This is a genomic window from Pseudoalteromonas sp. SG45-2, from assembly GCF_014164115.1.
Classification (GTDB): domain Bacteria; phylum Pseudomonadota; class Gammaproteobacteria; order Enterobacterales; family Alteromonadaceae; genus Pseudoalteromonas; species Pseudoalteromonas distincta.
Genome location: NZ_JACJEO010000004.1, coordinates 155,831 through 168,647, shown reverse-complemented (window position 1 = coordinate 168,647; position 12,817 = coordinate 155,831). Strand labels below are relative to the sequence as shown.

The window sequence follows — 12,817 nt, the reverse complement described above, 5'->3', positions numbered from 1 at the left end:
TTTATTTTAGGTAACTTGAAGCAACTGACTTGTAATCAGTAGTCTGTATAAGTTATCCGTTCGACTCGGTTAGTCGGCACCATTTATTTTAGGTAACTTAAAGCAACTAACTTGTAATCAGTAGTCTGTATAAGTTACCCGCTCGACTTCGTTAGTCGGCACCATTTATTTAAAAGCCTCGCTTATAGCGGGGCTTTTTTGTTTTTGTATAGTTAATCTCTTAAACACATTACAAAAAGTTAATTTTAGTATTAAAAGTTGCTGATCATTTACTCATTTTTACCGTATAACTGGCTATTATGTTAATTCATCGCTAGCTATGTAATGTTATGTAAAGTAAGTTGAGCAAAATTTGCCAAAGTGCTTGAATTACGTTCATAAATAGCAGTAATTTAGGTTTAATTATGATCTGGCAATGCAAGCCAACCCTACTGGCAATTAGTGTGATGCTGCTCAGCGGCTGTGCGAGTGATTTAAACTCGTCTCAGCGCATGCAAGTCCCTAATAATATGCCTCAGCAATGGCAGCAAGAAGCATCAAGCTCAGTATTAAAAGTACAAGAGCAATGGCTTACACAATTACAAAATCCTACGCTTAATAAATTTGTACAACAAGCACTTAAAAATAACCAACAGCTTTTGCAAACGAGTTATGATGTTGAAATTCAAAAGCAGCAACTTATAGTCTCGGGCGCTGCACTTTGGCCAAGCCTTGATTTATCAACACGTACAAGCCGTAGTAAAGACAACCGCCCTGTAAGTTACGACAACGCAAGCTCAGCTAGTTTAAACTTAACTTACGAGGTTGATTTATGGGGTAAGCTCTCTGACGCCAAGCGCGAAGCTAATCTTAACTATTTAGCTCAGCAGGCACGGTTTGAGCAAGCTAAACAGCAACTTGTTGCTGATGTAGTAACAGGTTGGTTTGATGTGGTTACGGCGCAGCAATTACTGGATTTATTTAAGCGTCGCGAAGCCAACTCACAACAAAATCTCGATATTATTGAAGCTGGCTATCGCCAAGGCATAAACGAAGCGCTCGATGTGTATTTAGCGCGTAATGAGCTTAATAATGAACGCTCTCGCATTGCCACTCAAACAGCGAGTTTATCGGCATCAGCACGTGTACTTGAGCGTTTACTTGGTGAATACCCAAAAGGCGCTATTACTGCTAGTAGTGACTTACCTGTTATTAATACCGATATTCCTCTAGGATTACCTTCTGAGCTTATAACGCGAAAACCTACTCTACGTGCAAGTTGGTATGAGCTTTTAGCAGCCGACGCATCATTGGCATATGCGCACAAACAACGCTTTCCAAGTTTAGATTTAACAGCTTCATTAAGTGATAGTACAGACAGAGTAAGCGACTTGTTTTCTCCATCAAGCCTTGCATGGTCTTTGTTAGGTAGTATTTCAGCGCCACTTTTTGAAGGTGGGCGCTTAAAAGCCAACGAAGAAATAGCGCGTCTTAATACTCAAAAGCAAGAGCAGCTTTATTTACAAACGCTTTATGACGCATTTGGTGATGTTGAAAATGCAATTTCGCAGCAGAAGTCCCTCAAAGCTCAATATACAAGCACGTTAGAGGCACAAGAAAACGCACTTGCTGCAGAGCAATTGTCATTTGAGCAGTATCAAAGTGGCTTGGTAACTTACACGACAGTGCTTGATGCCCAAGACCGTTCTTTTGACGCGCAAAGCTCCTTAATCGATATTAAAAACCAATTAATAGCCAATAGAATTAACCTACACATTGCCCTTGGTGGTGATTTTGCAAAGCCCTCAAGTGAACTAAAGAGCAATAACGATGAAAACTAAAACAGCAAAAATTATTATTCCAGCGGTGGTTATTGTTGCCACAATTTTAATTGTTATGTTTATTAAGGGGAATCCACCAGAGGCTAAACGCTTTGGGACACCTCCGAAGGCATCAATAAGTGTGGCTGCGCTTGAGCTAAAACCACAAAATTATCAAGTTATGATAGACAGCTACGGTACGGTAAAACCACGTACACAAAGTTTGTTAGTGGCTCAGGCATCTGGGCAAATAATTGAAGTAAGTGATGACTTTAGAGAAGGCGGTTTTTTTGAAAAAGGCGATGTACTTTTAAAACTAGACGACAGAGATCATCAGGCTGAAGTTAAATCTGCTCAAGCCAATTTATTAACCGCAGAGCAAGGTTTGCTAGAAGAGAAGGCGCGTGGGCAACAAGCTATTACCGATTGGAAGCGCCTTGGCGGCTCAAATCAGGCAAGCAGCTTAGTACTACGTGAGCCACAACTAGCAGCCGCTGAAGCTGAGGTTTTATCGGCTCAGGCAGCACTTGAAAAAGCGATGCTTGATTTAGAGCGCACTAAAGTAACGGCGCCATATGCGGGGCGTATACTTAGCCGCAGTGTTGATTTAGGGCAAGTTGTTACTAACAACACACAGTTAGCAACCATTTACGCAATCGATAGCGTTGAGATTCGCTTACCGATTAAAAATAAAGATCTCCCATTTGTAAATTTACCAGAGCAGTATCGCGATGGTGCTAAAAACCAAGCGGGTTCAATTGTTAAATTTACTTCTGACTTAGTAGGTGAGCAAACGTGGCAAGGTCAATTAGCACGCACAGAAGGTGCTATAGATGAAGGCGCACAGCAGCTTTATGTAGTTGCTAAAATTAATGACCCGTATAAAGCAACAGCAAATAACCAGTACCCAATAAAAATTGGGCAGTATATAAAAGCGCAAATTACCGGCAGAACAGTATCTAACGCACTTATAATTCCTAACAGTACAATTTATCAAGGAACGTACGTTTACATTGTTGAAGGTGGCGTACTTAAGCGCAAAGACATCACACTAGCTTGGCAAAATGCGACTCAGGCGATGATAAAAACCGGTTTAAACGCAAATGATAAGCTTGTTATTACTCCACTTGGCCAAGTAAGTTCAGGAACTCAAGTAAGTATTTTAGGTGAACAAAGCGCAGATCAACCTAAAAGCCGTGGAGTGAATGGGCAAGGTAAAGGAAAGCGTCTGACTCCAGAGCAGCTTGAACAAAAAGCAAAAGAGCTTGGTATTAGTGTTGAAGAGTTAAAAAAACGCCGTCCAGCAAAGCAAGGAGATAAGCCATGATAGCTTGGTTTGCCAAAAACCATGTTGCTGCTAACTTATTGCTAGTAACGTTGCTGCTGTCGGGGCTTTTTAGTTTATCGACTAAAATACCGCTTGAAGTTTTCCCTTCATTCGAAACCGACATGATAAGCGTGAACGTAAGTTTGCGTGGCTCAACACCAGAGGATGTAGAGCAAGGCGTAACAATTCGTATAGAAGAAGCCGTACAAGATTTAGAGGGCATAAAGCAAATATTTAGCCGCTCTTCTGAAGGCTCAGGCTCTGTAACAATTGAAGTTGAAACGGGCTACGACCCGCGTGAGCTTTTAGCTGATATTAAAAGTCGTGTAGATGCAATTAATACCTTTCCAGCGGATGCTGAAAAGCCAATAGTGGCGCTTGCGGAACGAATTCGCGAAGTTATTGCGGTTACCGTATCAAGTGATTACGGCGAAAAAGAAACCCGCGAATACGCAGAAACAGTACGCGATCAAATTCTACGTTTACCAAATGTGACGCAGGTAGAGCTAAGTGGTGTTCGTGATTACGAAATTGCCATTGAAGTAAGCCAAGACGTTCTTCGCCAGTACGATTTAAGTTTGGCACAAATATCGAGTGCCATTGCTAATTCAAGCTCTGATATTTCTGCTGGTAACTTAAAAACTGAAGGTGGGGACGTACTTATAAGCTCTAAAGGGCAAGCATATCGTAAAGATGAATTTGCCAATATTGTTGTTAAAAACCAAGCTGACGGCACGATTATTCGTTTAGGCGATATTGCAATAATTAAAGACGATTTTGAAGAAACCCCAGTACGTACTCGCTTTAATGGTAAGCAGGCTGCATTTATCGACGTATATCGAATTGGTCCGCAAAGTGCGATTACTGTTGCTGACGAAGTTAAAAATTACATACAAGAGCAACAAAGTTCCCTCCCACAAGGATTTGAACTAAGTTACTGGGATGATGATTCGGAGCTGGTTAAAAGTCGAATTGCCACACTAACGACCAATGCCCTACAAGGCGGTATTTTAGTACTTGCTTTACTTACTTTGTTTTTACGACCTGCAATTGCATTTTGGGTATTTATTGGTATTCCGGTTTCGTTTATGGGCGCGTTTATAGCGATGCCTATATTTGGCGTAACCCTTAATATTATGAGCTTATTTGGCTTTATATTAGTACTTGGGATTGTTGTTGATGACGCCATAGTTACTGGCGAAAATGTCTATACCCATTTAAAAACAGCTAAGTCGGGGGAGCAGGCTGCAATTTTAGGTACTCAAGAAGTCGCAACACCAGTAACATTTGGTGTATTAACTACCGTTGCCGCCTTTTTACCTTTGGCCTTTATTGAAGGGGCGCGCGGTGCTTTGTTTGCACAAATACCGGTAGTGGTTATTCCGGTATTATTGTTTTCATTGATTGAATCTAAATTTGTACTACCCGCACATTTAAAATATATAAAACTACGCCACGAAAAAGGCGAACCTTCAAAGTTTGATGTTATTCAACAGCGTTTTGCAGATGGATTTGAAAACGCGATTTTAAAATACTACCAACCCACTTTAAATTTAGCACTGCGCCATAAATTGGCTTCGGTAAGTTTGTTTGTTGGTGTGTTTATAATAATTTTAACCATGATCACTAGTGGTTGGACTAAGTTTGTATTTTTCCCGCGTATACCAAGCGAAACAGTCCGCGTTAACTTAACACTACCAACAGGTACGCCGTTTGAAGTCACTAATAAATACGTAATTGATATGTCGCAAAAGGCGCAGCAATTACAAGAAAAATACCGCGACCCAGATACAGGTGAAAGCGTTATTTTAAATATATTAGCCACAACAGGTGGGCGCGGTGGTGTATCTAATTCAGGTTCTGTACGCTTTGAAATAACACCGGCTGAAAAGCGTGAATCAGACATAGGATCAAGAGAGCTTGCCAGCGAATGGCGCGATTTAATTGGTGTCATTCCAGGCGCTGAAAGCTTAACGTTTAGAGCTGAAATTGGCCGAAGTTCTGACCCAATTGACGTGCAGCTGAGCGGGACTTCGTTGACTATTTTACAAGACGTGGCTGATCACATTAAAACCCGTTTATCGACCTACCCAACGGTATTTGATATTGCCGATAGCATGTCTGATGGTAAAGAAGAGTTACAAATAGAGCTTACGCAGCAAGGCTTAGCGCTGGGCTTAAATAGAGTTAATGTTGCAGGTCAAGTGCGTAACTCGTTCTTTGGCTCGCAAGTCCAACGTATTCAGCGCGGACGTGATGATGTACGTGTAATGGTTCGCTTGCCTATAGACGAGCGCCGCTCTGTAGCCGATTTACAAAATATACTCATCAATACACCTACTGGTGGCTCGGTGCCGTTATCGCATGTTGCAACTCTTACCGCAGGGCAAAGTCCATCAACCATTAACCGAATAGACCGCTACCGTACTTTAAATGTAACAGCGGATATTGAAAAAAATAACACCAACATGACCATACTTCAGGCTGACCTAACGGAGTATTTAGATGAGTTAATGCAACAATACCCTGGAGTAGATTATAAACTAGAAGGTGAGGCTAAAGAGCAGCGAGAGTCGTTTGGGTCATTGGCTTGGGCGCTTGTGTTTGTATTTTTCATAATTTATGCGCTATTAGCGATACCGCTTAAGTCTTACTTACAGCCAATTATAGTAATGAGTGTAATTCCATTTGGCATGATAGGTGCTGTAGTCGGGCATTGGATTATGGGCATGGATTTAACCATTATGAGCTTGCTTGGTATGCTCGCTTTAACTGGGGTGGTAGTAAATGACTCCCTTGTACTAGTTGATTTTATCAATAAAAAGCGCAGTGAAGGCGGCAAATTACTAGATGCGGTTAAAATTGCAGGTGCATCGCGTTTTCGCCCTGTAATGCTAACTAGTTTAACGACCTTTATTGGCTTAATGCCGTTATTATTTGAAAAAGCGACTCAGGCGCAGTTTTTAATACCTATGGCGGTAAGTCTAGGGTTTGGGATTATTTTTGCGACCTTTATTACTTTATTGTTAGTGCCAATAAACTACATGATGATGGAGCGCTTTCAAGGTTGGTTTAAGTAAATAAGCGTAAGCATTTAAAATTTAGCTGTAAGTAAGAAATTGCTTGCAGCTTTTTTTTGCCAAAAATTATAAAAATAATGTACGAAGGTATAGCAAAAAAATGAATAAGTAATAAGAGGGAGTATAAAAATAAGAAGGTGTTCCCCAAGATACGGTACCCGGTTTCAGTCCTGAAACCAGAAGGTTTCAGGGCGGAAATCTGCGGTTTACCGTAGGCTTCTCGGTACATGCCGAGCTTGCACAATAGTAGACGAACAGAAATCCTGGTATAAAATTTATCGGCTCAGGGACTTAACCAAGCTCCGGTACCCCAGGGAACAATTTAAGTATATAAGACATAATCCAATCCTTAAACCCTAAACGTAAAAAATTAAACCGTTCGCTTAGTTTTCCCGCACCTTTAACTCGTCATTTACTTTATCGCATGGTTTTTGAGCTTGATCATACAATTAATTGGAGTTGCTTTTTATCGAGTGGTAGCATTGCCTTAACTTGCAAAGCGAAGATTCGATTATGAACGATTTACCCGGTTACGAAAAAGCTCAACTGCTTTTAGAGAAAAACGAAATATTTGTATCACCTGCCGAAGCGCATGGTGTAATTAGTGGTTTACTTGCGTGTGGTTTAACCATTGACGACAAAGAATACTTAGGCCTTTTGAGCGATGTGTTTAACGATGGTGAATCATTTAGTAACGATTTAAAGCAATTTTTTGGCACTATTTATAAGCAAGTAGTTGCGAGCTTTAATGATGACGAATTTCAGTTTGATTTATTTTTACCAAACGATGACGAAACACTCATCGATCAGGCTAATGGCCTCGTATCATGGGTAGCAGGGTTTATGCTTGGTTTTGGCTTAAAGCAAAAAGATTACGGTAAACTATCGAGCGATGTTAAAGAAGTTATTACTGACTTTAGTGAAATCACTCGCCTAGATACCACTTTTGAAGAAACCGAAGAAGACAGCCAAGCGCTGCACGAAGTGATTGAATATGTGCGCGTATCAGCACTACTTTGTTTTGCAGAGCTTGGTAAAGAGCAAAACACGCAAAGTACTAAAAAAACACTTCATTAGTTTAAAAAGTTAAACGGGTTGGTTAATAATGGTTGAAGTACAAAAGTCAGAATTTAAAGCACGCCGTGAGCGTTTACTTGCGCAAATGGATAAAAATAGCGTTGCTATTATTCCCGCTGCGAGCGAAGTGACGCGTAGCCGCGATACCGAATATGCATTTAGACAAGATAGCGACTTTTTCTATTTAACAGGCTTTAACGAACCCGACGCTGTACTTGTACTATGTAACAACAGCGATGCACCCAGTACTTTATTTTGCCTAGATAAAGACAAGCTTGCAGAAATTTGGCATGGCCGCAGAGTTGGCTTTGATAAAGCTAAAAGCGACTACTTGTTTGATGAAGCTTACCCGTTAAGTGAATTAAACGATAAGCTACTCGATATACTAAATGAAAAAGATGCGATTTATTTTGCACAAGGTGCTTATCCTTCATTTGATACCAAGGTGTTTACGTTACTAGGTACACTTAGAAGTGGTGCGCGAAAAGGCCTCAAAGCACCGAGTACTTTAAAAGAAATACGCGGCCTTATTCATGAAATGCGTTTGTTTAAATCGCCAAGCGAGATAGATGTTATGCGAGAAGGTTGTGAAATTAGTGCGCGAGGGCACATGCGCGCTATGAGTTTTTCACATGCCGGAGCTACTGAATTTCAGCTAGAGGCAGAGCTGCATCATCATTATGCCATGAATGGTGCGCCGCACCCTGCATACGGCACAATTGTTGGTAGTGGCGACAACGCCAATATTTTACATTACACGCAAAATAGCGACGTATTAAAAAATGGCGACCTGGTACTTATAGACTCCGGTTGTGAGCTACAAGGTTACGCAGCGGATATTACACGTACTTTTCCAGTAAATGGTCAATTTAGCGAAGAGCAAGCCGCGCTTTATAATATTGTTCTTAAAGCGCAAGAAGTTGCTTTTGATGAAGTAAAACCAGGTGGTTACATGTCGCATGCTAATAAACTCGCAATGGAAGTAATGACTCAAGGTTTACTTGATTTAGGTATTTTAACCGGCGACTTTGACGAGCTAATGGCAAAAGGGGCATGTAAAGAATATTACATGCACGGGCTTGGGCATTGGCTTGGTTTAGATGTACATGATGTTGGCGATTACAAAGTAAATAACGTTGAGCGTGCATTTGAGCCGGGTATGGTACTCACTATAGAGCCTGGGCTTTATATCAGCGAAGACTCAAGCGCACCGCAAAAATATAAAGGCATTGGTATTCGTATTGAAGATAACTTGCTAGTTACCGAAACAGGCCATGAAAACTTGACCCTAAGCGTGCCTAAAAAAATTAGCGATATAGAAGCACTTATGCAAAGTGCTAAAAACGTATAAAGCTCGGAGAGTAAAGTGGCTAAGCAGTTTGATGTAGTTGTTATTGGCGGTGGTTTAGCGGGAGCAAGCTGCGCGTTAAGTGTGGCTAAAACTAATCCCGCGTTAAATATTGCTGTTGTAGAAGCTAATCAAGTTACCGGCGATTACCACCCAAGCTTTGACGACAGAAGCATTGCACTTGCTCAGCAATCGGTAGAGTATTTACAAAGCCTCAATTTATTTGAACAAAATGCCCCTTACACCGCCGCAATCAAAAAAGTGAGCGTGTCTGATAGAGGCCACTTTGGCAAAGCGCACATTAATTGCGACGAATTTTCTAAGCCTTCACTTGGTTACGTAGTAGAAGTTAACCCTTTTGGCCGAGCGCTCCACCTGCGTTTAACGCAATCAAATATTACGCTTTTGTGCCCCGATAGCGTAATTGCCATTGAGCAAACTCTGCATAGCAATACACTTACCCTGCAAAGCGGCGAGCAATTAAACGCAGCGCTATTGGTTATTGCTGATGGTGCACAATCACCCACACGTAATTTACTTGAGCTTGGCTTTAATACCCAGCCTTATGAACAAGGCGCAATTATTGCCAATGTAGAAGTAGCTGGTGGGCATAATAATCATGCCTTTGAGCGTTTTACACAAAGCGGGCCTATGGCGTTATTACCCATGAGCAATAACCGTTATTCGTTGGTGTGGTGTATGAGCCAAGATCAGGTTGAACAGCACATGGCACTTAATGAACAAGACTTTATAAGTGCCCTACAAAGTGCGTTTGGTTATCGCGGTGGTCAATTTACTAAAGTAGGCATGCGCACGAGTTACCCGCTCGTTTACGGGCAAGTCGAGTCTTTGACTGCGCACCGTACAGTGGTTATTGGTAATGCCGCACATGCTATTCATCCTATTGCAGGGCAAGGTTTTAATTTAGGCCTTCGCGACGTGCAAGTACTTAGTAATTTAATAGCAAACAGCCAACACGATATAGGCAGCTATGCGTTTACACGTGAATATTCAAAAAAGCGCAGTGATGATATAAAAACCGTAATGAGTTTAACCGATGCACTTGTTAGGCTTTTTTCAAACTCATCGCGAGTGCTCGCATTGGGGCGCAGTATTGGGTTGTTTTCGATGGATTTATTTCCCGCATTAAAAGCGCCATTAGCCAAACAGTTAATGGGGCAAGTTAAACAAGGTAGGCGTTTATGAAGCAAGCACAGGTTTGTATTGTAGGTGGTGGCTGTGTAGGGCTAACACTGGCACTTGGATTGGCAAAAGCTGATATAAGCGTAGTTGTACTCGACGGCGCACCAACACAAGCGTTGCCAACTGACGAATATGGTTTGCGCGTAAGTGCGCTAAGCATTGCAAGTCAAACCTTGCTTGAGCAATTAAATGTATGGCCCGAAATTATCGCACAGCGAGCGTGCGCTTATACCCATATGGATGTACGTGATGCCGACAGTTTTGGCAAAATAGCGTTTGATAACAAACAACTTGAGCTTGAGCATTTAGGCCATATTGTTGAAAACGACATTATCCGCTACGCGCTTATAAAAGAGCTAGAGCAACAACCAAGTGCCACGCTAATGTTTGATACGCAGTATCAGCAAATACATCAAAGCGAATCAGATGTATTTATAACGCTTAAAAGCGGCGAGCCAATTATTGCAAAACTGCTGGTGGCCGCTGATGGGGCAAACTCAGCTATTCGCAAACAATTTAATATGGCACTTAGCTTTAAAGATTACGATCACCATGCGCTAGTCGCAACCGTAAAAACCAAAGAGCCGCACGAAAACACCGCACGCCAAGTGTTTTTACCAACCGGGCCGCTGGCATTTTTACCTCTGAGCGATGCAAATACCCATTCAATAGTATGGTCTACTAGCCCAAACCACTGCGATGAGCTGCTTGCAATGGACGACAGCAGCTTTAATAAAGCCGTAATGGCAGCCATAGATGGTCGATGTGGCTTGTGTGAAGTGCAAAGCAAACGCGCTGCTTTTTCACTTAAAATGCGCTACGCCCAGCAATGGGTTTCAGGCAAAGTGGTACTCATTGGCGATGCTGCACATACAATCCATCCACTTGCAGGGCTTGGTATGAATCTAGGCCTAAAAGATGCCGCTTATTTAATTGAGCTTTTAACAAGTAATAATAAAGAATTTGCAAGCACGCGCACACTTCGCGATTACGAACGTACCCGTAAGCTCGATGCGCAAAAGCACATAGCCATGATGCAAGGGTTAAAAGAGTTATTTGAAGGTGCAAACCCGGTTAAAAAACTTATCCGCGGAGTAGGGCTATCATTAGTTGATAATTTAGGCCCAATAAAACACCTGTTCGCTAAAGAAGCGATAGGAAAGTAACGTAGGTTGGGTTGAGCGAAGCGAAACCCAACGGATAAAGTAAAGCGATGAGCTTGATTAAAAAAACCGATGTTTAATTTAAACATCGGTTTTTTTTATGAAGGTTTTAAATATATTAAAAGCTGCGCTTTTCACGCGAGCAAGCTCAGCGTCTATATGCAAAGTTTAACACTGAGCTTAATTTTACCTGTAGGCGTTTAGCTTGCTGACGCGACGAGCCTAGCTCGTAATTACTATCGTTAGCTAAAAAGTACTTTGCGTTAAATCAGTTACAAATTCTTTTGTGCTTCATTCACCATATCCTTGAGCGCATCAATTAACATCGGATCTCGCGAGTTTTGCTTAGCAAGTTCTAATGCGTGTTTCATACTGGTGACGGCCTCTTTGAACTGCTTATTTGCAGTATAGCCTTGCGATAAACGCATGTGAGAATAGGCTGCATTTGGGTAATGGGTAGTAAAGTGTTTAAGCGTGGTAATAGCTTTGGCTGTGTTACCAAATTTTTGCTGGCTATGAGCAAATTCTACATATACATCTTGTGGAATTTTAAGCTCAAACCCATATTTATCACTCAGTGCTTGGTAGTAACCTGTAATAAGCGATACATCAGCAAATCTTCCGTGCTCGTCAGTAACGCTAAAAATTAGGTCGCCAAATAAGTGAATTAGGCTATCGCTAAGGGCTGGTAGTATGGTGCCCATATGACTAAAAGTAGGGTAATGCTTATATTCCCATTTTAGCTGTGTTGGCATTTGTTGTTCTAAATTTACTAAAGTATTTAATACACCTGTATAAAAGCGTGACCCTTCACTTGCTACACTAATAAATAACGATTGACCGCCTTTAGGGCTTTTAGTGTATTTTATAATATTATTTTTTAATTCTTCATCACTCCACCAACTGTTTGGGCTTATAGCTATATAGTTATTAAATAACTCAGGCTGATTAACTAAAGTATAAAGCGCTAAAGTACCTGCATTAGAGTGGCCAATTAACGTGTTGTAGCCGTTAGTTGAGTAGTTATAATTTATGTATGGCATAAGTTCGTCAGAAACAAATTTCAAAAACTCGTCAGTTTGCCCCGCTTCAGGCCATTTATTTTTTACAAAGGTTTGAAATTCAGTTTTAGGCTCACCATCTACTTTAGGTAAGTAATCACGAACACGGTTAGTTGTATCAATACCAACAAGCAAGGCATTAGGTATCTGCTCGTAATCAACAAGGGATTTAATAACACCAGACGCCGTATGAAAGTGCTCAACACCATCAAGTAAATAAATAACATAAAGCGGCTGATCGTCTTTTACAGTGTCAGGTATGAAAATTTTAATGGGTCTGTCTTCGTTAAGTATTTTTGATTGCAGAATGACTTTTTTACCAACGGTTATGTCAGTTGTATTGGTTTTTGCGTGGCTTAAAAATGGTGTACTAAAAGTAAGTATTAATACAAGCGATAGTAAGAGCTTCATAAATATCCTTATTTAATAATGTATTGCTTAATAATTGCACGGCTTTAAGTTTGAGTAAATACTTATATTTTGAGGCAGGTGTTAGACTTAAGTAATTCAAAGCTGCGCTTTTTTATGCGCGCAAGCTTGGCGTATATGATAAATATTAAACTACGAGGTTAGCTTTTCCTTTAGGCCTAAGGCTTGCTAACGGGATGAGCGAAGCTCGCAATAATTGCCTTTAAACTCTTATCTATAAAAGCTTAAAAAACCTGCTTGCTTAATTATCCGTCTAAGCGTAAAATGCGCGCTCATTTCGGCTTTTAAACTATTAATTCCTTGCCTTAAACCGACCGGCCGAAACGGTAG

General features: G+C 41.0%; 8 protein-coding genes and 1 other RNA gene. 7 read left to right on the top strand and 2 right to left on the bottom strand.

From position 1 onward, the window contains the following. Window positions 1-404 precede the first annotated feature (404 nt). The 3 genes from H5116_RS03955 to H5116_RS03945 are packed head-to-tail and all read left to right on the top strand — an operon-like array spanning window position 405 to window position 6,206. Entirely contained in the window at window positions 405-1,820 is a 1,416-nt protein-coding gene (locus tag H5116_RS03955) for a TolC family protein (RefSeq protein ID WP_182715611.1), read from the top strand. Continuing rightward, window positions 1,810-3,126 (top strand): efflux RND transporter periplasmic adaptor subunit, encoded by a 1,317-nt coding sequence (locus tag H5116_RS03950; protein ID WP_182711835.1) that lies wholly within the window; start codon window positions 1,810-1,812, stop codon window positions 3,124-3,126. Before H5116_RS03955 ends, H5116_RS03950 begins: the two co-directional genes overlap by 11 nt. Continuing rightward, window positions 3,123-6,206, top strand: coding sequence for an efflux RND transporter permease subunit (locus H5116_RS03945; protein WP_182715610.1), 3,084 nt, complete (start codon window positions 3,123-3,125; stop codon window positions 6,204-6,206). The genes H5116_RS03950 and H5116_RS03945 overlap by 4 nt, the downstream gene beginning before the upstream one ends. Window positions 6,207-6,343: 137 nt before the next feature. Here H5116_RS03945 and ssrS read toward each other — a convergent pair. Further along, a non-coding RNA gene (gene ssrS, locus H5116_RS03940) (6S RNA) lies at window positions 6,344-6,526 on the bottom strand. Window positions 6,527-6,719: 193 nt separating this feature from the next. Here ssrS and H5116_RS03935 point away from each other — a divergent pair. From H5116_RS03935 to H5116_RS03920, 4 genes are read left to right on the top strand one after another with little or no spacing between them, the layout of a single operon-like run. After that, window positions 6,720-7,283, top strand: coding sequence for a UPF0149 family protein (locus tag H5116_RS03935; RefSeq protein ID WP_182715609.1), 564 nt, complete (start codon window positions 6,720-6,722; stop codon window positions 7,281-7,283). 28 nt (window positions 7,284-7,311) lie between these two features. Next, window positions 7,312-8,634 carry a Xaa-Pro aminopeptidase gene (pepP, locus tag H5116_RS03930; protein ID WP_182715608.1) on the top strand — a complete coding sequence of 441 codons (1,323 nt, stop codon included), beginning with the start codon at window positions 7,312-7,314 and terminating at the stop codon, window positions 8,632-8,634. 15 nt (window positions 8,635-8,649) lie between these two features. After that, on the top strand, window positions 8,650-9,837 hold the full coding sequence (gene ubiH, locus H5116_RS03925) for a 2-octaprenyl-6-methoxyphenyl hydroxylase (RefSeq protein ID WP_182715607.1): 1,188 nt from the start codon (window positions 8,650-8,652) through the stop codon (window positions 9,835-9,837). Further along, window positions 9,834-11,000, top strand: coding sequence for an FAD-dependent monooxygenase (locus H5116_RS03920; protein ID WP_182715606.1), 1,167 nt, complete (start codon window positions 9,834-9,836; stop codon window positions 10,998-11,000). The genes ubiH and H5116_RS03920 overlap by 4 nt, the downstream gene beginning before the upstream one ends. A 269-nt stretch (window positions 11,001-11,269) precedes the next feature. On the opposite strand, the gene H5116_RS03915 is transcribed toward H5116_RS03920, so the two are convergent. After that, complete coding sequence (locus tag H5116_RS03915; protein WP_182715605.1) at window positions 11,270-12,469, bottom strand: alpha/beta hydrolase-fold protein; 1,200 nt, start codon at window positions 12,467-12,469, stop codon at window positions 11,270-11,272. Window positions 12,470-12,817: the final 348 nt, after the last annotated feature.